The organism is Nonomuraea roseoviolacea subsp. carminata (genome assembly GCF_024172185.1).
Classification (GTDB): Bacteria; Actinomycetota; Actinomycetes; order Streptosporangiales; family Streptosporangiaceae; genus Nonomuraea; species Nonomuraea roseoviolacea.
This window is the reverse complement of record NZ_JAMZEC010000001.1, coordinates 3786071-3809022: the sequence shown is the minus strand read 5'-3', so window position 1 is coordinate 3809022 and position 22952 is coordinate 3786071. Positions and strand designations below refer to the sequence as shown.

Sequence of the window (22952 nt, the reverse complement as noted above, 5' to 3'; positions counted from 1 at the left end):
CAGCCGCCTCACATCGACGACCGGCCGGACCCGACGCCGGCCTCGAACCCCCCGGGACCGGCGTCGTGCTCCCGAGCCTCCACCAGCGGGCTCAACATCGGATCAACACCGGATTGCCCCACCGGTCAACGCCGCTGTCACCCTGTTCGCACGGGTTCGTACCGGCGATCGGAGCGGGTTCGCACGGGCGATCGGAGCGGGTGCGTACGGGCGATCGGAGCAGCCTCGTACGGGCGGTCAGAGCAGGAAGTAGCCCTCGGCGATGAGGGGACGCAGCGCGTCGGCCTGGAGCACCTGGCCGTCGCCCACCAGCTCGGCGATCACGTTGAGCAGCGGCCCCAGCGCGAGATCGCCGTCGCACACCCCGGCCAGCGCGGCCTCGACCGTGCCGACCTCCCGGCTGCGGCGCAGGCCGACCGTCTGGCGCAGCACGATCCGCATCGGGTCCTCGGCGCCGGGCAGCCCGATGCGCTCGTCCAGCAGCCCCTCGGCCGTGCGCAGCCGCGCCGCCCCCAGGTCCTCCACGCGGTGGGCCGTCGCGACGGCGTCGAGCACGTCGTCCACGTAGTCGCCCACCGGGAGCGCGACCTGGTGCGTGAGCCGCTCCAGGCGCACCACCGGGTCGAGCGTGCCGGAGTTGCGCATGGAGATCCAGCCGAAGCCGACCGCCTCGACCTTCTGCTCGTCGAACCACGTCAGCCAGCGGTCGTAGTGCTCCGCGTAGCCGGGGGTGCCCTGCTCGGCCGCGTCGCGCAGCCACAGCTCGACGTACTCCGCCGGGTCCTGGACGTCGCGCTCGACCACCCAGGCGTCGCAGCCGGTGCCCGCCAGCCAGCCGCCGACCCGGTCGCGCCAGTCCTCGCCCTCGACGTGCAGCCAGTTGGCCAGGAAGTGGGCCTGGCCGCCGGGGGCCAGGTGGCGGGGCGCCTGCCGGACGAGGTCGCGGCAGAACGCGTCGCCGTCGCCGCCCGTCTCGCGGTAGGTCAGGCGGCCACCGGGTGAGATCACGAACGGCGGGTTGGACACGACCAGGTCGAACAGCTCGTCCTCGACCGGCTCGAACATCGAGCCGGTGCGGGCGTCCACGCCCGTGACGCCCGACAGCTCCCAGCTCAGCCGGGCCAGCTCGACGGCGCGCGGGTTGACGTCCGTGGCGGTGATCTCCTCGGCCCGCCCCGCCAGGTGGAGCACCTGCACGCCGCAGCCCGTGCCGAGGTCGAGGGCGCGCTGGACGGGGCGGCGGCTGACGAGCTGGGCCAGGTTCGCCGAGGCGCCGCCGGCTCCCACCACGTGGCCGGGACGCAGGGCCGGGTCGCCCGGGCGCACCTTGCGGTCGGAGACCACGTAACCGCCGGTCTCCCACGGCTGGAGGTGCACGTCGGCGCGCACCATGCCCCCGCCGCCCCCGTCGGCGCTGACCAGCCCGCACTCGCGCACGACGGCCGGCACCCGCTCGGCCGCGACCGGCACGCCGAGCCACCACAGCCGGATCAGCGTGCCCAGCGGGTCGCCGTCGGCGGTGGCGCGCAGCGCCGGCACCAGTTCCTCACGGGAGAGCGCCGAGGCCGCCACGTCGCCCAGGCGGTCGCGGACGCCGTCGATCGTGTAGCCGGTTTCCAGCAGGTGGTCGCGCAGTCGTGCCAGTTCCACAGAGTCCATCCTTTCATCGCATAGGCCCGCGCATGATCCGATACCTACAGTGACCGTACTGTTACCGAGATACCCAAGCGTTCTGCAAGCGTGGGACAAGCCGGGCGCGATATCTCTTAGGGACCCAGCTCGACCGTTCGAAAGAGGAGCGGCCCCATGCTCATCCCGTGCCTGGCCTGCGAGTCCCGGTTCATGCCCGACGAGTACTTCCGCGCCTGCTCCGACTACAACCGCGGCATGGACCTGGTGTCGTGGACCTGCCCGCGCTGCGGCAACCGCGACGACCTCCGGGTGCTGCCCGGCGAGCTGGGCTTCGGCTATCCGCACCGGGGACGGTTCGACGTGCACGCCCGGGTGCGGGTGCCCGGCCTGCGCAGGCACCGCGGCGACCTGCGGCTGGACATCTGCCTGGACAAGGCGTCGTGGCGGGTGCCCACCCGGGTGCGCCAGGCCGCCTGACCACGGCGGCCGGGAACGCGCGTCTTGGAACGCGCCAGAGCCCGTACGGGCCGCCCGATCAGCTCTCGGCGCGCTGGCGCAGGCTCTGCCAGGCGGCCTCGCCCAGCCCCTTGATCTCCTCGTCGGTGGGCGCGTGGGCGCCGGCGAACCACAGCCGGCACATCTCCTGCGCCGGACCGAGCCACAGGACGTAGCACATGGTCGGGTGGACGGGCCGGAGCAGCCCGGCGTCCATGTGGGGCCGCCACCAGTCGGAGACGCGGCGGAAGAACGCGCGGCGCAGCTCGTGGACCTCGGCGCCGCCCGGCTCGTTCTTGCGCGGCGGCCGCTCGCTGACCAGCAGCCTGGCCCGCTCGGGGTGCTCACCGGCCCAGCGCATGTGGAAGGCGACGACCGCCTCGATGCCCTCGCGGGCCGTCTCGTGGCTCTCCAGCTCGGCGATGAACGCCTCCTGGTAGGTCGCGAGGATCTCGGCGTACAGCACGCCGAAGACGTGTTCCTTGCTGGCGAAGTGGTGGTAGAAGCTGCCGACGCTGACGCCGCTCTCCTCGCGGAGGCTGGCCAGCGTGGTGGCCGAGACCCCGTCCTGGCTGAATCGGCGCAGGGCTCCCTCGATGATCCGGGTGCGCCCGTCGCGTCCGTTCTTGGCACTCTTCACATTGTCAATGGTGAGGCACCAGAACGATATTCCGCAAATACGGACGCCTGGTCGATCATAGCCGTCACCTCGACCGACCCGGAAACCACCTTCATCACCGCGTCCGGCCACTGCCTGCGGATCATCCGCAGCACCCGCCGGTTCTCCCCCAGCACGTCCGCGCCGACCGTGGTCGCGCCGCGCACGGCGGCCCTGAGCAGCAGCGCGTCGATCAGCCGCGGCCCGAGCCCGAGCCCCTGCCACTGGTCGGTCACCACCACCGCGACCTCGACGTCGGCCGCGCCGCCCCGGTAGCTCATGGCGTGGCCGATGATCTCGCCGTCGAGCGTGGCCACCAGGGCGTCGCGCCGCTCGTCCAGCGCGATGAGCGCGCGCACCAGGCTCGCGGCCGGACGGCTGACGCCGGTGAAGAAGCGCAGCGTCTGGGTCTGCAGCGAGAGCCCGCGCAGGAAGCGTCCGATCCGCTCCTCGTCGTCGGGGCGGGCGGGGCGGATCTGAGTTCCCAGCATGGACTCAGCTTCTCTCGCACGCCTGGGTCTGTCAATTGAACTCAGGTATGATAAGAGGCATGATCCTGCCCTTCCGGGTCGACAACTGCTCCATCGAGCGCACCCTGGAGATCGTCGGCGAGAAGTGGACCTTCCTGGTGTTGCGCGAGGCGTTCCGCGGGGTACGCCGCTTCGCCGACCTGCAGGCCGCCACCGGCGCCCCCCGGCAGGTGCTCAGCGCCCGGCTGGCGCGCCTGGTCGAGGAGGGCCTGCTGCGCAAAGAGCCGTACCGCGAGCCCGGTCAGCGCCAGCGCGACGAGTACCGGCTGACCGACAAGGGGCGTGAGCTGTATCCGCTGCTGGTCGCGCTCATGCACTGGGGCGACAGGTACCTCGCCGACGACGACGGGCCTCCGGTGCTGCTGACGCACCGCGACTGCGGCGCGCCGATCGAGGTGCACCTGCGGTGCGCCGAAGGACACGAGGTGCCCGGACCGCGCCAGGTCACGGCGCTCCCCGGCCCGGGCGCCCGCCTCCAGAGCGCCTGAGCGCCCGCTCCGCAGCCTCTGAGACGGCGGCTCAGCACGTGAGACGGCCGCTCAGCAGGCCGAGGGAAGACTAGCGGGCCGAAGGAAGACTCAGCGGGCCGAGGGGAGGGCCCGCAGGCAGCAGCGGAAGTCCAGCACCGTCAGCAGCGCCGCCGCCGACAGCAGCACCGCGACCGCCGACGTCCGCACCAGCAGGTACGTCTCGATCGACTGGTTCAGCAGCAGCCACAGGCTCAGCGTCGCGTTGCCGAGCTGCGCGCACCCCCACACGAGCGACTGCCGCCCGAAGAAGCGCCGCATGACCGGCTCCTCCATCACGTGCGCCGGCAACGGCACCAGGTCCTCCGCCACCCGCCGGGCCAGCGGCCTGCGCACCCGCGCGGTGGCCAGGAAGGCCGCGCTGGCGCAGAACACGCCCAGCGTCGGCTGGAGGAAGAACAGCACCGGGCTGCCCGACAGCAGCGCCAGCACCGCCCGCACGGTCACCATGCCGGCCGCCAGCAGCACACCGCCAGGGACGCTCGTGCGCCGGAGCAGCCGGTAGAGCACGCCTCCGTACACCCACGCCACGGACACCACCACGCCCCCGACGAACCCGGAGACGACCAGGCCCGCGTAGAAGACGGCGACGGGCAGGATCATGCCCTCGAACACCCGCGGCGCGGCGTGACGGAGCAGGACGGCGAGCTTGGGCAGCTCGAACGTGTGTCCCTCGGGGGGCGCGGCAAGCACGGTCATGGGGCTCTGGGAGGGCCTCTCGGAGGACTCGGCGGAAGGGGCGTCGCGGGTCCGGAGGGGACGCCGCGGCACGAATCACGACCGTACGCGATGAACTGCCTTTCGGTAAGGGTTTCGACCAGATTGCGATAAGGTCACGCCCGCGCCACAGCCCATGGTGCACGTTCGACGGCCCGCTCCGGAACCCCGAGGTGAGGCGTGTGAGGAGGCACCGGGGTCGGTGCCTACCCTTGAAGGGTGTACCGGTTCCTGCTGACGCCCCGCTGGATCGCGCTCCACGTCGTCGTGCTGCTCGTGATCCCCGCCTTCGTGTTCCTGGGACGCTGGCAGTTCGGACGGTTCGAGGAGCGCTCGGCCAACAGCCACGACGTCACCGCCAACCTCGCGGCCGCCCCCGTGCCCCTGGAGAGCCTGGCCGGGCAGGGGGTCAAGGAGGCCGACCGCTTCCGCACCGTCACGGCGACCGGCACCTACGACCCCGCCCACGCGCTGGTGGTGCGCAGGCGGCCCCAGGACGGCCGGCCGGGCTTCTACGTGCTCACCCCGCTGAAGCTGGCCGACGGCCGCGCGGTGATCGTCAACCGGGGCTGGGTGAAGGTGGGGGCGACCGCGGACACGCCGCCGGACGTGCCCACGCCGCCCGGTGGTCAGGTAACTGTCACCGGCCGGCTACGTCTCGGCGAGACCGAGGAGTCGAGCGGCATCAAGGAGCGTCCCGGCCTGCCTCCCGGCCAGGTCCTGCTCATCGACCCCGCGTCGATCGGCAAGGGCCTGCCGTACCGGCTGCTGGACGGGTACGTCGAGCTGACGCGGCAGCAGCCCGCCACCGACCCGGCGCCCGCCCCGGTGCCCGAGCCCGACGTGGGCGCCGGTGGGGGCCTCAACTTCGCGTACGGCGTGCAGTGGTGGCTGTTCATCGGCGTGGCCGTCGGCGGCTGGATCCTGCTGATCAGGCGCGAGGTGGCGGACCGGAAGCGCGGCGAGGCCACCGGGTCCGAGGCCGCCGGCTCCGGGGACAGCGCCAAGGACAGCGCGGGCTCCGGCGCGAAGGACGGCCCGGGCGCGGACGGCGGCGGGAGCTCCGGTTCTCCGGCGGATCCGGCGAATCGGAGTGAGTCGATCTCTGGTGGGTAGGAGCCGCGCCGGGGTTCGCATGAGCAGCATCCTCACGAGGCGGACCCCTCACGGCCCGGGATCGCCCGTCATCCCCCTCCCGGCGATCCCGGGTCTCGAACACCGCCCGTGCTCCAGGCGCCCTCCCGCCCCGCGCCGCGCCATCCCCGGCGTCGCCGCGGGAGCCGTGGGAGCCGTGCGGGGCCGCAGTGGATACCCAACGGAGACTTCGCAGCTTGTTCCACGTTATCCCGCCGTCGTACGGTTACCTGCGTGACTACGCCGCTGCTCCCCGACCCTGATCCGAGGCGGCGCGACTATGTGATCATCTCCGCCGACGATCACCTGATCGAGCCCCCCGACCTCTTCGAGGGCCGGCTCGCGGAGAAATATGCCGAGGTCGCGCCCAAGGTCGTGGAGACGGAGGCCGGTCACCAGGTCTGGCGCTACGGCGGCGCCACCTACCCGTGCGCGGGCATGGACGTCGGCGCCGGACTCCCCCGCGAGCAGTGGACCCTCGACCCCATCCGCTTCGAGAACATGCGCCCGGGCTGCCACGACATCGAGGCCCGCATCGAGGACATGGACCTCGCGGGCGTCTGGGCTGCCCTGTGCTTCCCCGGCATGCTGGCGGGGCAGGCGGGCATGCCGTTCGCCAAGACCCGCGACCAGGAGCTCGGCCTCGCCCTCGTGCGGGCGTGGAACGACTGGCACATCGACGTCTGGGCCGGCACCTACCCCGAGCGGATCATCGGCCTGCAACTGCCCTGGCTGCCCGATCCCGACGTGGCCGCCAAGGAGATCCGCGCCAACGCCTCGCGCGGGTTCAAGGCCGTGGTGTTCCCCGAGTTCCCGACGCGGCTGCGGCTGCCGTCGATCCACAGCGGCCACTGGGACCCGTTCTTCGCCGCCTGCGAGGAGACCGGCACGGTCGTCGCCCTGCACACCGGGGCGTCGAGCTGGTCGCCGGTTCCCTCGCCCGACACGCCCATCGAGGCGATCACCACGCTGATCCCGACGAGCGCGATGTTCGCCTGCGCCGACTGGCTGTGGTCCGGGGTGCCGCTGCGCTTCCCGAACCTGCGCATCCTCATCGTCGAGGGCGGCGTGGGCTGGCTGCCGCTGCTCGCCCAGCGCGCCGACTACGCGCTCGACCACCCCGTGGCGGGCGAGGCGCAGTGGGACGGCGGCCTCAAGCCGAGCGAGGTGCTGCGCCGCAACTTCTTCTTCGGCACGCTGAACGACCACTCCCTGTCGGGGGTGCGGCTGGCGGTCGGGCTCGACCACGTGCTCCAGGAGAGCGGCTACCCGCACTCCGACTCGACCTGGCCCGACACGCAGAAGTCCGTCGCGCGCAACCTGGGAGCGCTGCCACCGGCCGACCTCGCCAGGGTCGCCTACGGCAACGCCGCCCGGCTGTTCGGCCATCCGCTGCCCTCACGCGCCTGGCTGCGCATGGAGGAGATCTGACTCCCTAATCCACGGCTGGGGCGTCGACCGCGCCGCGCACGTACGTGCGCTCGTGGTCGACGTACCGGCCGCTCTCGCCGAGCAGCGAGCCCAGCAGCCAGAGGAAGACGCCGAAGTCGTCGACCACGCCGATCATCGGCAGGAAGTCGGGCACGACGTCGATCGGGGAGATCAGGTAGGCCACGCCGAGGCCCATGAGGGCCAGCTTGCCCTTGGTCATGCCCGCGTAGCGGCCATTGACGACCGCGCCGATCAGCCGGGGGATCGCCCGCACCCGCGCCATCAGGCCGGGGGTGCCGGGCTTGGAGACGTCCCGGTACACCTTCCACGCGGCCGCGGCTCGTGCTGCTTTCGCCATCATGCGCCCTCCTCTACCCTGGCCTCTCACGACATAACGCGTTGGCCGGGCCGCGGGTTCCCGCGGGCGCCTCAGGCTCCGGGGGCGAGGTCCCGTACGGCCTGCTCCAGCGGCACCTCGCCGCCGGGGACGGGGACGGGGGCGAGGACGGGAGTGTCCAGGCCGTTGGCGACGTACTCGCGGATGCGGGCCCGGCACGTGGCCGCGTCCCCGTGCACCACGAGCGCGTCGACCACCTCGTCCGGGATCGCCTTGAGCGCCGCCTGCCGGTCGCCCGCCTCCCACGCCTCGCGCATGGGCCGCAGCGCCTCGCCGCGGCCCAGCCACTCGTGGAAGGCCGCGTACACCGGCACGGTCAGGTACGCGGCCAGCAGCCGACGGGCCAGCGCCCGCACCCGGTCCGCGTCCTCGCTCACGCACACGAACAGCCGGGCGATCAGCTCGGTGTCCGGCCCGATCTCCGCGCGCACCCGCCGGACGTCCTCGGGCGAGAGCCAGTTGGTGATGGCGCCGTCCGCCTCCTCGGCCGCCAGGCGCAGCATGCGGGGCCGCAGCGCCGCCAGCACGATCCTGGGCGGCTCCACAGGCGCCTTCTCCAGCCTGAACCCGCCGATCTCGAAGGTCTCGTACCTCTCGGTCACCTTCTCGCCCGCCAGCGCCTTCCTGAGGAAGCGCAGCGTGTCGCGGGTCCGCGCGTACGGCTTGGCGAACGTGCCCGCGTTCCAGCGCTCGACGATCGCGGGCGAGGAGGAGCCGATGCCGAGCACGAACCGGCCGGGCGCCAGGTCGGCCAGCGTGGCGGCGGACATGGCGAGCAGCGCCGGGCCGCGCGTCGAGACGGGCACGATCGCGGTGCCCAGCCGCACCTGGGGCGCCCACTGCGCGGTCAGCGCCAGCGGCACGAAGCCGTCCACGCCGCTCACCTCGGCCGACCAGACGTCGGTGTAGCCGAGCGCGGGCAGCTCCTCCACCAGCGTCCGGGACTCGGCCAGCGAGCGGTCCTGGAAGGGAAGGGTCATGCCCCAGTTCCGGACGGTCCGCTCCGGCGGGGCCTGCCGGGTCATCGCGTACTGGGTCATCGCATCCTGCGTCATCGCGGCCTCCCGCTCGGCGTCGGTACTCCGGCGACCATACCAACCGGACGGTATGCCGTCGCGGGGGCTCACGCCCGCAGTTCGTGGACCGCCGCGATGAAGTCCTTGGTGATCCCGCGCAGCCCCGGCAGGTGCGACAGCCCCACGAGCCGGTCCACCAGCGGCACGGTCACGTCGATCAGCCGGTACGTGCGCTCGCAGCCCGGCGAGGTGTCGTGCACCCAGAACAGCACCATGCCCATCGACAGCAGCCACAGCAGCTCGGGCAGCTCCTCGCGCAGGTCCTCGTTCATGCGGTCGCGCGAGCCCTCGACGACCTGCCGGTAGATGGCGATCGACGCCTCACGGGCCGGCGAGGTCTGCGCGCTGAACGGGCTCAGCGGGTTGGTCGGCTCGGCCGCGTGCTTGAAGAACTTCACCGCGAACTCGTGGTACGGCTCCGACACGCGCACCCACTCGCGCAGCACGCCGCTCAGCCGCGCTGCGAAGGAGGTCTCCGTGTCGAGCAGCCGGCGGCAGGCGGCCTCGTGCTCGGTCTGGGCGCGGTCGTAGTACGCCTGGATCAACGCCTCCTTGCTCTCGAAGTAGTAGTAGGCGTTACCCACCGACACCCCGGCCTCGGCCGCGATGGCGCGCATGGTCGTCGCGTCGAAGCCGCGCTCCCGGAACAGTCGCAATGCCGTCTCGACGATGACCTCTCGGGTGCTCTCCGATCCTCGGTTTCGGGCTTCGGACACGCTCGTCACTTTACGGGTTCGTACCGGGTTAGGTCATGGAGCCGCACGGTGATCGACACCACAGGGCAAAATCCGGGAGTGACGCGGGTTATCCGGTGTGAAGCATGGGATTGATGTTTTCAGGCGGAAGGGCTATTTCCGCGAAAAGGCATCGACATGTGGATACGTGGAAGAGTGCGGCCTCTGCTGGCCGCGTTCCTCGGCATTGAGATCTCCATAATCGCGCTGGCGTCCACCGCCTCGGCCGCTTCCGTGAACACGGACGGCGAACGGCGTGCGACGCCACCAGTGATCATCAGGTCGTACTCCGTCGCCCTCCCGCGACGGGGCTCCGCCAAGCACCGCGCGGCGCGCGTGGCGGACCTTGACCAGGTCCGCGCCCGCAACGCGCCGATGGTGCGGATGTCGCACGACCTCGCCGCCGGCTTCCTGGAGGCGGCGGGGATGCGCTACAAGTCGTCCGGGCACTGCACGGATCGGCGGATCTTCACCTGCACGTCGCTGGACCGGGTGCGCACCGGCACGATCGACCGGATCGTCGACCTCAAGCGCGAGAGCGGCTGCCCGATCACCGTGACGGGCGGCACCGAGGCCGGCCACGCGCCCGGCCGCTACAGCCACGGGGCCGGCTACAAGCTCGACATCTCACACAACCGCTGCATCGACCAGTACATCACCGACCACTACCGGCAGACCCGGACGCGCGGCGACGGCTCGCCCCTGTACCGCTCGGACGCCGGCACGATCTTCGCCGACGAGTCGGACCACTGGGACATCCTGTTCCGCTGACGGCCCGTCCGCGGCACCTTCCCGGCCGCTTCGGCCACCACACTCCGCACGTACGGTGCCGACGACGCACGCCCGCACCCGGAACCGGGGACACACACCCGGAACCGGGACCACGCACGTACACCCGCCGGAACCCGGCACCACGTACGTACGTCCACACACCGGAAAGGGCGCACGCGGACCCACACAGGTCCACGCACGCCCTCACCCGTCGGCCACCGCCTCAGGGCGCTATCCGCTCAGAGCGCTACCGGCTCAGAGCACTACCGGCTCGGAACGCCACCGGCTCGGAGCACTACCGGCTCAGAGCTCGCGCGCGACCAGCTCGGCGATCTCCGCCGCGTTGAGGGCCGCGCCCTTGCGCAGGTTGTCGCCGCACACGAACAGGTCGAGCGTGTTCGGGAAGTCGAACGCCTGCCGGATCCGGCCCACGTAGGTGGGGTCGTTGCCGACCACGTCGAGCGGCGTCGGGTAGACCCCGTTGGCCGGGTCGTCCATGAGCACCACGGTCGGCGCCGCCTCCAGCACCCGGTGGGCGTCGGCGACCGTGACGTCGCGCTCGAAGCGGGCGTGGACGGCCAGCGAGTGCGTGGTCACCACGGGCACCCTGACGCAGGTCGCGGAGACCTTGAGGTCGGGGATGCCGAGGATCTTGCGCGACTCGTTGCGGAGCTTGACCTCCTCGGAGGCCCAGCCGCCGTCCTTGTACGAGCCCGCCCACGGCACCACGTTGAACGCGATGGGCGCCGGGAACGGCGAGTCGTCGGACAGCTTGTTGGCCAGGACCTTGCGCACGTCGCCGGCCGTCTGGCCGACCGAGCGGTCGCCGGCCAGCGCCTCGACCTCGTCGTACAGCCGCGCCGGACCGGCCACGCCGGCGCCCGAGACCGCCTGGTAGGAGGCGACGACGAGCTCCTTGAGGCCGTACACGGCGTGCAGCGCGCCCATGGCGGCCATCATCGACAGCGTGGTGCAGTTGGGCGTGGAGATGATGCCCCGGGGACGCTGACGCGCGTCCTGCGGGTTGACCTCGGGCACGACCAGCGGGACGTCCGGCTCCATGCGGAACGTGCCGGACTTGTCGATCGCGATCGCGCCGCGCGCGGCGGCGACCGGCACCCACTCGGCGGCGACCTCGTCGGGCACGTCGAAGATGGCGATGTCGATGCCGTCGAACACCTCGGGGGCGAGGGCCTGGACGACGACGTCCTCGCCGCGCACCTTCAGCGTCTTGCCCGCCGAGCGCGGGGAGGCGACGAGACGGATCTCGCCCCAGATGTCGTCACGGGTGGACACGATGTCGCGCATGACGGTGCCCACGGCGCCGGTGGCGCCGATCAGGGCGAGGTTGGGCCTGCTCATCGTCCGGTACCTCCATACACCACGGCTTCGACCTGGTCGGCGTCGAGATCGAAGGCGCGGTGGGCGGCCGCCACGGCCGCGTCCACGCCGTCCTGCCCGACGATGACGGAGATGCGGATCTCCGAGGTGGAGATCATCTCGATGTTGACCCCCGCGTCGGCGAGGGCGGCGAAGAACGTCGCGGTGACGCCGGGGTGCGAGCGCATGCCCGCGCCGATCAGCGACACCTTGCCGATCTGGTCGTCGAACAGCAGCGACTCGTAGGCGATGTCACCCTGGATCTTCTTCAGCGCCGTCAACGCCGTCGAGCTGTCGGCCGTGGGCAGCGTGAAGGAGATGTCGGTGCGGCCCGTCGCCGCGGCCGAGACGTTCTGCACGATCATGTCGATGTTGATCTCGGCGTCCGCCAGAGTTTTGAAGATCGCGGCAGCCTCTCCGACCTTGTCGGGCACACCGACAACGGTGATCTTGGCCTCGCTCCGGTCGTGCGCGACGCCGGAGATGATCGGCTGCTCCATCTCGGTTCCTTCGGTGTAAGGGTCGGAGACGACCCACGTGCCTTCCTTGGTGCTGAACGAGCTGCGTACGTGGATCGGCAGGTCGAAACGGCGAGCGTACTCGACGCACCGCAGGTGGAGGATCTTGGCCCCGCAGGCCGCCATCTCCATCATCTCGTCGTACGAGATCTTGGGGATCTTGCGGGCCGCGGGCACGATGCGCGGGTCGGCGGTGAAGATGCCGTCGACGTCGGTGTAGATCTCGCACACGTCGGCCTGCAGAGCCGCCGCGAGCGCCACCGCCGTGGTGTCGGAGCCGCCCCGGCCCAGCGTCGTGATGTCCTTGGTGTCCTGCGAGACGCCCTGGAACCCGGCCACGATCGCGATGTGGCCGCGGTCGAGCGCCTCGCGGATGCGGCTCGGCGTCACGTCGATGATGCGCGCCTTGCCGTGCGTGGAGTCGGTGATCACGCCCGCCTGCGAGCCCGTGAACGAGCGCGCCTCGTGACCCAGGTTGGCGATCGCCATCGCCAGCAGGGCCATCGAGATGCGCTCGCCGGAGGTCAGCAGCATGTCGAGCTCGCGGCCCGGAGGCAGCGGCGACACCTGCTCGGCCAGGTCGAGCAGCTCGTCCGTCGTGTCGCCCATGGCTGAGACGATCACGACGACGTCGTTGCCGGCTTTCTTCGTCGCGACGATCCGCTGCGCGACCCGCTTGATGCAGGACGCGTCGGCGACGGACGAACCACCGTACTTTTGCACAACGAGCGCCACGAGAGTCTCCCGGATTGGACTGTGAGCTGCCAGTCTACTGGGGGCATCTCGTGCCACCGCTGGCCCATACCACTATGTGGGACGGACAGGGTCGATCCGTGGACAGTGGGATCAGACGGCCGTGGTCTCCTCCGCGACGTCGAGACGCGAGTGCGCAGCCAGCGCCTGCAGCGCCCGCATCGCCGCGCCCGCGTGGTTGCCCCACGTGTTGAAGTAGGAGTACTGCCACCACCACAGCGCCTCGTGCGGCCGGCCCGCCTGGTAGTGCCGCAGCCCGTGGATGAGGTCGGCGGCCACCGCGGTCAGGTCGTCGGACAGCCGGTACGGCGTGACGTTCGTGTCCTTGTACGGGTCGAACACCTCGGCGTAGTCGTCGACCGCCCCGAGCCGCTCGGCCAGCGCGGTGCGCACGCCGTCGATGTCGGGGTCCTCACTCAGCGGAGGCTCGTTGTTGCCGGAGAGGATCACGTCCTCGTTCGCCCCGAGCTTGGCTCCCGCGAGACTCATCTGCGCGACCTCGACCAGCAGCAGGGACCAGATGGCGTCGCCGCCCTCGCCGCCCGCGACCCTGGTCAGGCCGTCCAGGTAGTTCTGCGCGTGCGCCGCGATCTCCTCGGCCAGCGCGCTCCACTGGTCAGACATCCAACAGCCTCCGTCCTTCGAACGCCCGGCCCAGCGTCACCTCGTCGGCGTACTCCAGGTCACCGCCCACGGGCAGGCCGCTGGCCAATCGTGTCACCTTCATGCCCATCGGCTTGACCAGCCGGGCCAGATAGGTCGCCGTCGCCTCGCCCTCGAGGTTGGGGTCGGTGGCGAGGATCAGCTCCGTGACCCGGCCGTCGGCCAGGCGCGTCATGAGCTCGCGGATGCGCAGGTCGTCGGGCCCGATGCCGTCGATCGGGCTGATCGCGCCGCCGAGCACGTGGTAGGTGCCGCGGAACTCGCGCGTCTTCTCGATCGCGACGACGTCCTTCGACTCCTCCACCACGCAGATCACATGGGTGTCGCGACGCGGGTCGCGGCAGATCCGGCACTCCTCCTCGGAGGCCACGTTGCCGCACACCCGGCAGAACCGGGCCTTCTCCTTGACCTCCAGCAGGGCGTGCGCCAGCCGTTTGACGTCGGCCGGGTCGGCCGCCAGCAGGTGGAACGCGATGCGCTGCGCGCTCTTCGGCCCGACCCCCGGCAGCAGCCCGAGCTCGTCGATCAGGTTCTGGACGACACCTTCGTACATGGTCTAGAACCCTGGCAGCTGACCGAGACCGCCGCCGCCGAGGCCCTGCGCGAGCGGCCCGAGCTTCTCCTGCTGCAGGTCGGCCGCCGCCCGGACCGCGTCACGGACGGCCGCGATCACCAGGTCGGCGATGGTGTCGGCGGTGTCCTGCGGGTCGCCGGCGTCGACGACACTCGGGTTGATCTTGAGTTCGAGCAGCTCTCCCGAGCCGTTGACGACGGCCGTGACCAGGCCCCCGCCGGCCGAGCCCTCGATCTGCGAGTCGTTGAGCTCCTGCTGGGCGCTCACGAGCTGCTGCTGCATGAGCTGGGCCTGCTCCAGCAGCTGCTGCAGGTTGACATCCCCTGGGTTCACCGTCTGCGCTCCTCGTGGCTCCGCGTTCTTGACTGCCACGAGCCTACGGCGTTTGGAGCCCGTCATGTACTGGGGGCTTACCAGTGTTTCACCTCAGGTCGTTCTGTTCGGCCGGGTCCCGGCCCCCCTCCAGTGTCCGAGACCCGGCCGGCACGCCGGCCGGAGCGGCCGCGCCGGGCCGGCGTTCGGTGCCCGACCGTAGACTCCTTCACGTTGCACACACGTTGCGACCGGGTCATCACCGTGCGCGATACGTCGAAGTACTTGCGCCGACCGCCCCCGAACGCGGATGCTCGCCATACGGGTCGACTACTTGGAGTGGCCGATGAGTTACGCCGATCTCGATGCGTACTCCCGCCGCCTGCGCGCCGCCCACGACGAGGCGCTGAGCGGAGCGGGCGACCCCGGCGGCCCCGCCCCGGCGGCACCCGGCAGGACACCCCGCGCCGGCGAACCCGTGGCGGCGGCGCGCGGCGGGACATCGGACTCCGGCGAGCCCGTGGCGGCGACGCGCGGCAGGACGTCGGACTCCGGCGAAACCGTGGCGGCGGCGCGCGGCAGGGTGCCGGGCCTCGGCGAGGGGACGCGCCGGCTCATCTCCACCTCCTGGCGCCGCTCCGTCGAGGCCGGCGTCGACCCGGAGCACGGCCCCGCCCCCCTCAGCCTCGACCTGTCCCACCTCGGCGACCTGCGCGACGCCCACCCGCTGCGCCCCCTGCTGCCGCTGCTCACCGAGACGCTCGCGCGGATGGCCGACGAGTCCCGGCACATCGTGGTCGTCACCGACAGGGACGGCCGGGTGCTGTGGCGCGACGGCAACCTCGGCGTCATGCGCAGCGCCGACCGCATCGGCCTGAGCGAGGGCCACGGCTGGTCCGAGGAGCGCATGGGCACCAACGGCATCGGCACCGCCCTGGCGGCGCTGCGCCCGGTGAACGTCTACTCCGCCGAGCATCTGCTGCGCCTGCTGCACGTCTGGTCGTGCAGCGCCGCCCCCATCGTCGACCCCGACTCGGGCGAGGTGCTGGGCTGCGTCGACGTCAGCGGCACCGCGCCCAGCCTGCACCCGGCCACCGCCGCCCTGGTCGGCACCGTCGCCCGGCTCGCCGAGTCGCAGCTCGCCCTGCGCATGTACGAACGCGACGAGCGCCTCCTCCGCCGCTACGAGGAACTGCGCGGCAGGCCCGGGATCCTGCTGTCGGCCACCGGCCGCGTCATCGCCGGCGACCCGGGCGGCGCCCTCGGCCCGCGCGTGCGGCTCCCCGCCGACGGTGACCGCCTGCTGCTGCGCGACGGGAGGACGGTGACGCTGGAGCCGTTCTGCGACGGCTATCTGGTGAGCGGCACGACGACGCCCGTGACGACCGCGCCTTCCCCGCCCCCCGCGCTCCGTCTCTGCTTCCTGGGCGAGGGCATCCCCACGGCCGCCGTCGGCGAGCGCCGCCTGCCCCTCTCCCTGCGCCACGCCGAGATCCTCGCCCTGCTCGCCCTCCACCCCCGCGGTCTCAGCGCCGAACAGCTCTCCTTCCACCTGTACGGCGACGCGGGCAACCCGGTCACCATCAGGGCCGAGATCCACCGGCTGCGCGCCCAGCTCCGGGGCACCATCGGCGCCAAGCCGTACCGGCTGACCTCCCCGGTGGAGGCCGACTTCCTGGAGCTGAGACACCTGCTGGCGGCCAACGCGCCCGCGGCGCTGGCCCGCACGTACAAGGGCCCGCTGCTGCCGCGCTCGGAGTCACCGGAGATCCGCCGCGAACGCGACGAACTGGAGGTGCAGGTACGCGCCTGCCTCCTGCTGCACGGCTCCCCCGACGACCTGTGGACGTACGCGCAGACCGCCAACGGCCGCGACGACCTGCAGATCCTCGAACGACTCGCGGAGTCCTTACCCTTCGCCGACCACCGCGCCGCCGCCGCCCGCGCCCGCCTCTACGCCTGCTGACCCACCCCGCCCCGGCCCACGCCACGCATACAGCAGCCACGTCTCCACCCGACGCGCCGCGCCCCCCTCTACCTCTGCGACTCGCCGCACATCAGCCCCGAGCTCTCACAGACCTCCGGCCTCCCTCAGGAGCTGCGGCCCCCTCCGCACAGCACACCGCGCCCCACCAAACGCCGCCGTGCCTACATGCATACCGCCACCCCCGGAAGATTGCGCTCCTCGAAACCTGCGCCCTCTCCCCCAGCACACCGCGCCTCACCTTTGCGCCGCCACGCCGCCCTGCGCGCTGAGGCCCCCGGAAGACCGCACCTCCCTTGAACCTGCGGCCTTGGCGCCAAGAGGCACAGCGCCCCTCCCCTACGCCTCAAGTGGAGGCGGTCAGGCGTGGTTGATCTCGCCGATGACCGTGGCGCCGAGCTCCCGCTGGAGCAGGGCCATGCCGGACAGTTCGTGCACGTCGGCGTTCACGTCGTTCAGCGGGTCCACGTCGTCGGACTCGGGCACCCTGTTGCGGCTCGGCACCGTCTCCGGCCACGCGGACGTGGACGCGGGGCGCGCCCCCGGAGCCCGGGGACCGGCCTGCGCCGCCGCCCTGGCCGCGGACCGCGCGGCGGCCAAACCGGGACCGACCGCGCCGGCGCCGGCGACGCCCGAGCCCGCCGCGCCGTTGGAAGGCGCCCCGGGGCCGGTCGTGCCGCCGCTCGCCAGGCCGGCCGCCGCCAGTGCGCCGCCCTGCGGGCCCGCATCGGCGCCCCACGCGCCGCCGCCCCTGACGAGACTCGTGTCGGTGGGATCGGGAGTGGGGGGCGAGCCCATGCCGGGGTCGTCCGGAGCCGCGGGCCACGACTCGTCGGTCGTCTGCCTGCCATGCCCACCGGACACCTGACCCTGGCCGCCCTGCTGACCTGGGCCACCCTGCTGAGCGGGGCCGCCCTGGGCGGCCGGAGGAGCCCCCGGCGCGCCGGAGTCGCCGGACTCCTGGGCGCCGGCGCCGTCGTGGGACGAGCCGTGCGAGCCCGTACGGCCGGACTGCGTGTGCGAGGCCGGACCGCCGGGCGCGTGGGACGCCGGAGCGGCCTGCTGCTGCGGAACCGGCTGCGACTGAGGCCGCGCCGGGCCGGGCGGCGGACCGCCGGCCGGGCCACGCGACCCGCCCGCGACCGGGGAGCCGCCGACGACCGACTCCACCCGCCAGGTGTTGCCGAGGACGTCACCCAGCGCGGCGGCCACGACGGCGTCCTTGCCTCCGCCGGTGAAGTTCTTCATGGCGCCGACCTGGCTGAAGCCGAGCGTGACGATGTTGCCTTCGATGCCGACGACCTGGGCGTTGGTGCTGACGTTGGCCCAGACGACGATGCTGCGCTGCTTGAGCGCCGCGAGCACGGCGGGCCACTGCTGCTGGAGCAGGGCGAGCCCCGAACCACCGCCCGCGCCCGGCTGCCCTGCCGGGGCATGACCGCCTGCCGGGGCGTGTCCGCCCGCCTGACCGGCCGCATCGGCTCCCGCGGGCGCGCCGTGACCCTGGCCGGAGGCGCCGGGTTGTCCGTGTCCGGGGGTCTGCTGCTGGGGCGCGCCGGGGCGCACGGTCTCGGGCCAGCCGTCGTCCTCCTGCGCGGCACCGGACACACCGGCACCCGCACCGCCCGTCACAGCGCCACCCGCCACCGCACCGCCCTGACCGCTCCCGGCGCCCGCGTGACCGACTCCGGCAGCCGCGTGGCCGCCGCCCGTGGACTGGCCCGCGACGCCCGCCCCCTCGGAGGCGGCCCCTCCCGCGCCCGGCACGTCACCGGCCGAGCCCGCGTGGGCGGCGGGCACCACGGAAGCGGCGGTGCCCGGGACAGCCGAGGCCCCCGGGCCGAACGAAGCGCCCTGTGCCGCCATGCCCGGAACCGCGCCGTGCCCGGCCGCACCTGGGGCTCCACCCTGGCCGACGGCACCCGGGACTCCACCGTGGCCGGCCGTACCCAGGGCTGCGCCTGGGACCGGCGCGCCCGAGCGGGCCGCCATGGCGGCGAGCGTGCCGCCGCGCTCCAGGCGTTCGAGGCGCGCGAGCAGCGCCTCCTCACCCTGCGCGGCGCCGGGGAGCAGGACGCGCGCGCACATCAGCTCCAGCAGCAGCCGGGGCGAGGTCGCGCCGCGCATCTCCGTCAGCCCGGCGTTGAACACCTCGGCGGCCCGCGTCAGCTCGGCGGGCCCCATCGAGCCGGCCTGCTGCACCAGGCGCTCCAGCTCGTCGGCCGGGCGGTCGAGCAGGCCGCTGGACGCCGCCTCGGGGACGTTGGCCAGGATGACCAGGTCGCGGAAACGTTCCAGCAGGTCGGAGGCGAAGCGGCGCGGGTCGTGGCCGCCCTCGATGACGCGGTTGACCGCGTGGAACACCCGCGCGCCGTCACGGGCGGCGAAGGCGTTGACGATCTCGTCGAGCAGGTCGCCGTCGGTGTAGCCGAGCAGGGAGACGGCCTTGGCGTACGTGATGCCGTCGTCCTCGGCGCCCGCGAGGAGCTGGTCGAGGATCGACAGCGAGTCGCGCGCGGACCCGGCGCCGGCCCGCACGACCAGCGGAAGGGCGTTCGGCTCGAAGGGGACGCTCTCGGAGGAGAGGATCTCCTCCAGCAGCGCGCGCAGCGTCGCCGGGGGCATCAGGCGGAACGGGTAGTGATGGGTGCGCGACTTGATGGTCCCGATGACCTTCTCGGGCTCCGTCGTCGCGAAGATGAACTTCAGGTGCGGCGGGGGCTCCTCGACGAGTTTGAGCAGCGCGTTGAAACCCTCGCGGGTCACCATGTGCGCCTCGTCGATGATGTAGATCTTGTAGCGGGCGGAGACCGGGGCGAAGAAGGCCCGCTCGCGCAGGTCGCGCGCGTCGTCGACGCCGCCGTGGGACGCCGCGTCGATCTCGATGACGTCGAGGTGGCCGGGGCCGGTGGGGGCCAGGGCGACGCAGGACTCGCAGACGCCGCAGGGGTCGGGCGTGGGGCCCTTCTCACAGTTGAGGGAGCGGGCCAGGATGCGCGCGCTGGACGTCTTGCCGCACCCGCGCGGGCCGCTGAACAGGTAGGCGTGGTTGATGCGCCCCGTACGCAGCGCCTGGCGCAGCGGATCGGTGACGTGCTCCTGTCCCTTGACCTCGGCGAAGGTCCCGGGTCGGTACTTGCGATAAAGCGCAAGGCTCATGCGACCATCCCGCCTGCGAGGGGCCCAAACGAAGAGAACCCCTCGCACACCCGCCAGAGCCCGCTTATCCTTGCTGCCTTCCGGCCCTGGGGAGGTTCACAGGATGACGCCGCGCGAGGGGTCCTTGGACAGTCTAGCGGGATACGGCAGTGCTCGCTGCAGCGAAATCCACCTCGAAAATCGTGGTCTCCGCACCGCCGGAAGTCCGGTAAGCTCGTCGGCGGAGGATTCGCCTAGTGGCCGAGGGCGCACGCTTGGAAAGCGTGTATAGGGCAACCTATCGGGGGTTCAAATCCCCCATCCTCCGCCAGCTCAGAGGGGCCATGCCGTGATCAGCGGCATGGCCCCTCTCGCTTTGGGCCGCCCCTCTCGCTTTGGGCCGCACCTCTCGCTTTGGGCCGCAGCTCGCCCTCTTCGCCGGGTCCTTCCCGCTCCTCGCCGCCTCCCGGGCGGTGATCAGCGCGGTGGGGCCGGTTCTGTGAGCGCGGCGGACATCCAGTCGGCGGCGGCCGCCAGCCAGTCCGGGCGGGCGTTGCCGAGCAGGTGGTCGCCGTGCGGGATGCGCACGTACTGTCCGTGTCGCGCCAGGCGGGCCAGCGGCTCGCCGTCGGTCACGCCGGGGATCACGTCCTCGCCGCCGTCCACCACCAGCAGCGGGCAGGTGATCCGCGGGGCGAGGGTGGACAGGTCCACCTGGCCGGCGAAGCGCCGGGCCGCCTCCTGTCCGCCGGCGCGCCGGCTGAGCAGGTCCCGTACGGGCTGCGGCAGGGCGTCCCAGTGCAGGCGGAAGGGGCCGCTGACGGTGACGGCGGCGGCGACGCGGGGTTCGCGGGCGGCGCTTTCCGCGACGTAGTAGCCGCCGAGGCTGAGCCCGACGAGTCCCACTCTCGCCGTGCCCAGCGCGTCGGCGACCTGGCCGATGACCTGGTGGTAGTCGGCGCGGACAGTGGTGGTGGCCGCGAGCGCGCCCTGTCCCGGCCCGTCCATGGCGAACACGGCCATGCCCCGGCGCAGCAGGGCGTCGATCACGTCGTGGAACTCCTCCTTGCCGGAGTCCAGGCCCGGGACCACCACCACGGTGGCGGGGGCGTCGGCGGGGCCGCGCAGCCAGCCGGTGAAGTCGGGTCCCTCGATCCGGCGCGCACCCGGCTCCAGCAGGTCCAGCGCGCGGCCCATGGCGGTGTCCGCCTCGGTGGCGGCCAGGGCGCTCTCGGGGTTGGGTCCCAGGGTGGCGAAGTGGAACCAGCGTGCCGCCGTCCGGAAGTGCTCGCCTGCCGAGATCGCGGTGGTCGCCCGCTCGGCGCGCGCCAGATGGCCGCGCGCGGCGCGCATGAAGGCGGCGCCCCACGAGTCCAGGCCCACGATTTCTCCTCGTTCGGTCTGGGCGGCGGCCAGTTCGCCCGTGACGCGCTGGTACTCGTGAAGGTCGAGACCGGCTCCGGTCGCGCGCGACAGGTTCGCGGCGGCGAAGTCCGCGACGCTCGGCGGCGTGTCCGCCGGGCGGCCTTCGGGGGTGCTCATCGGGTGGCTCCGATCGTCAGTACGGCCTTGCCGCGGATGCGGCGTTCCCGCAGGTCGACCAGGACCTCGGCGGTGCGGCTCCAGTCGGCGGTACGGCCGAGCTCCGGGTGCAGCCGGCCGGCGGCCACCAGGCGGACCAGGGTGGCCAGGTCGGCTCCGTACGGCGCGCCCGCGTAGTGGAAGTGCCGGATCACGCAGTTCTCCGGCCCGGCCAGCAGGTCGAAGAAATCGACCGTCGCCGGCTTACGGCCCGCCTGACCGAACCAGACCAGCGTGCCGCCCGGGACGAGCCTGGCCAGCGCGGTCGCCGTCGCGTCGCCACCCGTGGACTCCAGCACCACGTCGAACGGGCCCTCCGCCTCCGCCACGTCGTGCACGATCGCGGCGGCGCCCAGCTCGCGCAGGCGAGCGCCGCGCTCCGCCGTGGCCGTCACGGCGGTCACCTCGGCACCGGCCGCCGCGGCGATCTCCGTCACGTAATGCCCCACTCCGCCGGAGGCGCCGGTCAGCAGCACCCGCCTGCCCGTCAGGGCGCCCGCCGCGCGCAGCAGCCGGAGCGCGGTGATCCCGGCCAGCGGCAGGGCGGCGGCCTGGACGGTGGTGATCTCGTCGGGCAGGACGGCGAGCGAGTGGGCGGGCACGGCCGCGTACTCGGCCCAGCCGCCCGCCGGCGGGTGGCCCACCACCCGGGTGCCGGCCGGGGGGCCCGAGCCGTCCGCGGCGGCCCGCACGACCAGGCCGGCGACGTCCTTGCCCGGTTTCAGGCCGGGCCGGGGCGCTTCGAGCAGGAACGTCTCGCCGCGGTTCGGTGAGAACGCCTCCACCTTGACCACCGCCTCGTCCGGGGCGGGCACGGGCTGCGCGTCCTCGGCGAAGTCCACCGGTCGCGCCGCGTCTCCTGTAGGGATCAATCTGCGCATGCGGCCATGAAAACGGCATCCGAGTCGCGCGCTCCAACAACGGACGCGACAGGCCGACAACCATCGGTTGTCGGCGGAGGTGGGAGCCGGTGACTCGGCCGGGTCGCCTAAGGTGACGGGCGTGGACCTGGACCTGGCGCAGGTGCGCGCGTTCGTGCTGGCGGCCGAGGAGCTGCACTTCGGCCACGCGGCCGACGAGCTCTCGATCTCCCAGCAGGCGCTGTCCAAGCGGATCGCCCGCCTGGAGTCCGCGCTGGGCAGGCGCCTGCTCGACCGGGGCGGCCAGGGAGTGCGGCTCACCGAGGCCGGGCGGCGTTTCCTGGAGCCGGCCCGGCAGGCGCTGGCCGCCGCGGACCTGGCGGTGGCGGCGCTCGCGGACGAGCACCGTCCGCTGCGGATCGACGTGTGGGGCCACCTGTACGCCCCCATGCGCACGCTGGCGCAGGTGACGGCCCCCGGACCACGGCTGGAACTCGGGCACGGCCGTGACCTGCCCTCGGTGGTCGCCGCTCTCGCGCACGGTGACATCGACGCCGCCTTCGGCCGCGTCCACGAGCCGCTGCACGCGGGGCTGACGCATCGCCTGGTACGGCTGGAGCCGGTGGACGTGGTCCTCAGCGCGGACCACCCGCTGGCGCACGCGCCGGAGATCCGGCCGTCGCGGTTGCGCGACAGCGTGCTCTGGGCTCCCGGGCCGCTGCACCGGCTGGACTTCCTGCACCGGTTCGCCGAGTCGTTCGGCATCCGCGACCGCGCCGAGGGCACGAACCTCGGGCTGGAGCACTTCCTGTCCGACCTGGCCGCCGATCCGCGCCGCTTCGGCCTGCTGCCGGCGGACGTGCCGCTCCCGGGGCGCCCGGAGATCCGTTCGGTCCCCCTGGTCGGCCCGACCCCCCTGTACGCCTGGTCGCTGCTCTGGCGTGGCAACGGCGCCCATCCGATGCTGGACGCCCTGGTGAGCGCGTTCGCGGCAGAGGCCGAGCGCAACCGGTGGCTGGAGTACGACCCCGCCCGCGACTGGCTGCCCGAGAACGACCGAGGTTTTGCACCAACCGATGCATAACGG

Annotated in this window: 22 protein-coding genes, 1 tRNA gene and 1 other RNA gene; 8 read left to right on the top strand and 16 right to left on the bottom strand. The window is 72.7% G+C overall.

Annotated features, from left to right (window positions below; genetic code table 11):
- Positions 1–237: 237 nt before the first annotated feature.
- Positions 238–1659, bottom strand: coding sequence for a DUF7059 domain-containing protein (locus HD595_RS17835; protein ID WP_253770426.1), 1422 nt, complete (start codon positions 1657–1659; stop codon positions 238–240).
- A 147-nt stretch (positions 1660–1806) separates the two neighbouring features.
- Between HD595_RS17835 and HD595_RS17830 the strand changes: the two genes are divergently transcribed.
- Positions 1807–2109, top strand: coding sequence for a hypothetical protein (locus HD595_RS17830; protein WP_253770424.1), 303 nt, complete (start codon positions 1807–1809; stop codon positions 2107–2109).
- Between the two features lie 58 nt (positions 2110–2167).
- Here the strand turns inward: HD595_RS17830 and HD595_RS17825 are convergent, their stop codons facing one another.
- The gene (locus HD595_RS17825; RefSeq protein WP_253770422.1) at positions 2168–2767 is read right to left on the bottom strand and encodes a TetR/AcrR family transcriptional regulator; all 600 of its coding nucleotides are present in this window, start codon (positions 2765–2767) and stop codon (positions 2168–2170) included.
- Entirely contained in the window at positions 2764–3276 is a 513-nt protein-coding gene (locus HD595_RS17820) for a GNAT family N-acetyltransferase (protein ID WP_253770420.1), read from the bottom strand. The genes HD595_RS17825 and HD595_RS17820 overlap by 4 nt, the downstream gene beginning before the upstream one ends.
- Positions 3277–3335: 59 nt before the next feature.
- Between HD595_RS17820 and HD595_RS17815 the strand changes: the two genes are divergently transcribed.
- Entirely contained in the window at positions 3336–3803 is a 468-nt protein-coding gene (locus HD595_RS17815) for a winged helix-turn-helix transcriptional regulator (protein ID WP_253770418.1), read from the top strand.
- Between the two features lie 90 nt (positions 3804–3893).
- On the opposite strand, the gene HD595_RS17810 is transcribed toward HD595_RS17815, so the two are convergent.
- Positions 3894–4541 carry a VC0807 family protein gene (locus HD595_RS17810; RefSeq protein ID WP_253770416.1) on the bottom strand — a complete coding sequence of 216 codons (648 nt, stop codon included), beginning with the start codon at positions 4539–4541 and terminating at the stop codon, positions 3894–3896.
- 237 nt (positions 4542–4778) lie between these two features.
- Here HD595_RS17810 and HD595_RS17805 point away from each other — a divergent pair, with 237 nt between their 5' ends.
- Together HD595_RS17805 and HD595_RS17800 are read left to right on the top strand one after the other, a co-directional pair.
- Positions 4779–5675: an SURF1 family cytochrome oxidase biogenesis protein gene (locus HD595_RS17805; RefSeq protein WP_253770414.1), complete on the top strand. Its 897-nt coding sequence runs from the start codon at positions 4779–4781 to the stop codon at positions 5673–5675.
- Between the two features lie 252 nt (positions 5676–5927).
- Positions 5928–7124: an amidohydrolase family protein gene (locus HD595_RS17800; protein ID WP_175604109.1), complete on the top strand. Its 1197-nt coding sequence runs from the start codon at positions 5928–5930 to the stop codon at positions 7122–7124.
- A 4-nt stretch (positions 7125–7128) separates the two neighbouring features.
- Here HD595_RS17800 and HD595_RS17795 read toward each other — a convergent pair whose 3' ends face one another.
- The 3 genes from HD595_RS17795 to HD595_RS17785 form a co-directional block, all read right to left on the bottom strand.
- Complete coding sequence (locus HD595_RS17795) at positions 7129–7485, bottom strand: YkvA family protein (protein WP_253770413.1); 357 nt, start codon at positions 7483–7485, stop codon at positions 7129–7131.
- Between the two features lie 68 nt (positions 7486–7553).
- Positions 7554–8546: an LLM class F420-dependent oxidoreductase gene (locus HD595_RS17790; RefSeq protein ID WP_253781221.1), complete on the bottom strand. Its 993-nt coding sequence runs from the start codon at positions 8544–8546 to the stop codon at positions 7554–7556.
- 98 nt (positions 8547–8644) lie between these two features.
- Positions 8645–9313, bottom strand: coding sequence for a TetR/AcrR family transcriptional regulator (locus HD595_RS17785; RefSeq protein ID WP_175604108.1), 669 nt, complete (start codon positions 9311–9313; stop codon positions 8645–8647).
- A gap of 288 nt (positions 9314–9601) precedes the next feature.
- Here HD595_RS17785 and HD595_RS17780 point away from each other — a divergent pair, with 288 nt between their 5' ends.
- Positions 9602–10102 carry a hypothetical protein gene (locus HD595_RS17780; RefSeq protein WP_253770411.1) on the top strand — a complete coding sequence of 167 codons (501 nt, stop codon included), beginning with the start codon at positions 9602–9604 and terminating at the stop codon, positions 10100–10102.
- Between the two features lie 303 nt (positions 10103–10405).
- Here the strand turns inward: HD595_RS17780 and HD595_RS17775 are convergent, their stop codons facing one another.
- The 5 genes from HD595_RS17775 to HD595_RS17755 all read right to left on the bottom strand — a co-directional run bounded on the left by HD595_RS17775 (position 10406) and on the right by HD595_RS17755 (position 14323).
- Complete coding sequence (locus HD595_RS17775) at positions 10406–11464, bottom strand: aspartate-semialdehyde dehydrogenase (protein WP_253770409.1); 1059 nt, start codon at positions 11462–11464, stop codon at positions 10406–10408.
- A complete protein-coding gene (locus tag HD595_RS17770; RefSeq protein WP_175604105.1) occupies positions 11461–12735 on the bottom strand; it encodes an aspartate kinase in 1275 nt (424 codons plus the stop codon). The genes HD595_RS17775 and HD595_RS17770 overlap by 4 nt, the downstream gene beginning before the upstream one ends.
- A 111-nt stretch (positions 12736–12846) precedes the next feature.
- Positions 12847–13377: a DUF5063 domain-containing protein gene (locus HD595_RS17765; RefSeq protein WP_175590160.1), complete on the bottom strand. Its 531-nt coding sequence runs from the start codon at positions 13375–13377 to the stop codon at positions 12847–12849.
- A complete protein-coding gene (gene recR, locus HD595_RS17760) occupies positions 13370–13969 on the bottom strand; it encodes a recombination mediator RecR (RefSeq protein ID WP_175590161.1) in 600 nt (199 codons plus the stop codon). Before recR ends, HD595_RS17765 begins: the two co-directional genes overlap by 8 nt.
- 3 nt (positions 13970–13972) lie before the next feature.
- Positions 13973–14323, bottom strand: a complete 351-nt coding sequence (locus HD595_RS17755; RefSeq protein WP_175590162.1) for a YbaB/EbfC family nucleoid-associated protein — start codon at positions 14321–14323, stop codon at positions 13973–13975.
- A gap of 325 nt (positions 14324–14648) precedes the next feature.
- On the opposite strand from HD595_RS17755, the gene HD595_RS17750 reads away from it, so the two are divergent.
- Positions 14649–16268 carry a helix-turn-helix domain-containing protein gene (locus tag HD595_RS17750; RefSeq protein ID WP_253770407.1) on the top strand — a complete coding sequence of 540 codons (1620 nt, stop codon included), beginning with the start codon at positions 14649–14651 and terminating at the stop codon, positions 16266–16268.
- A 378-nt stretch (positions 16269–16646) separates the two neighbouring features.
- Here the strand turns inward: HD595_RS17750 and HD595_RS17745 are convergent, their stop codons facing one another.
- Together HD595_RS17745 and ffs are read right to left on the bottom strand one after the other, a co-directional pair.
- Entirely contained in the window at positions 16647–19445 is a 2799-nt protein-coding gene (locus HD595_RS17745) for a DNA polymerase III subunit gamma and tau (protein ID WP_420540710.1), read from the bottom strand.
- Positions 19446–19475: 30 nt separating this feature from the next.
- Positions 19476–19571: signal recognition particle sRNA small type (gene ffs, locus HD595_RS17740), an RNA gene on the bottom strand.
- Positions 19572–19667: 96 nt separating this feature from the next.
- Here ffs and HD595_RS17735 point away from each other — a divergent pair.
- Positions 19668–19755 (top strand) — tRNA-Ser (locus HD595_RS17735).
- 146 nt (positions 19756–19901) lie between these two features.
- Here HD595_RS17735 and HD595_RS17730 read toward each other — a convergent pair.
- Both HD595_RS17730 and HD595_RS17725 read right to left on the bottom strand, forming a co-directional pair.
- The gene (locus HD595_RS17730; RefSeq protein WP_253770405.1) at positions 19902–20966 is read right to left on the bottom strand and encodes an alpha/beta hydrolase family protein; all 1065 of its coding nucleotides are present in this window, start codon (positions 20964–20966) and stop codon (positions 19902–19904) included.
- Positions 20963–21886, bottom strand: coding sequence for a zinc-binding dehydrogenase (locus tag HD595_RS17725; RefSeq protein WP_253770403.1), 924 nt, complete (start codon positions 21884–21886; stop codon positions 20963–20965). The genes HD595_RS17730 and HD595_RS17725 overlap by 4 nt, the downstream gene beginning before the upstream one ends.
- Before the next feature lie 121 nt (positions 21887–22007).
- Between HD595_RS17725 and HD595_RS17720 the strand changes: the two genes are divergently transcribed.
- Entirely contained in the window at positions 22008–22949 is a 942-nt protein-coding gene (locus HD595_RS17720) for a LysR family transcriptional regulator (protein ID WP_253770401.1), read from the top strand.
- Positions 22950–22952 lie beyond the last annotated feature (3 nt).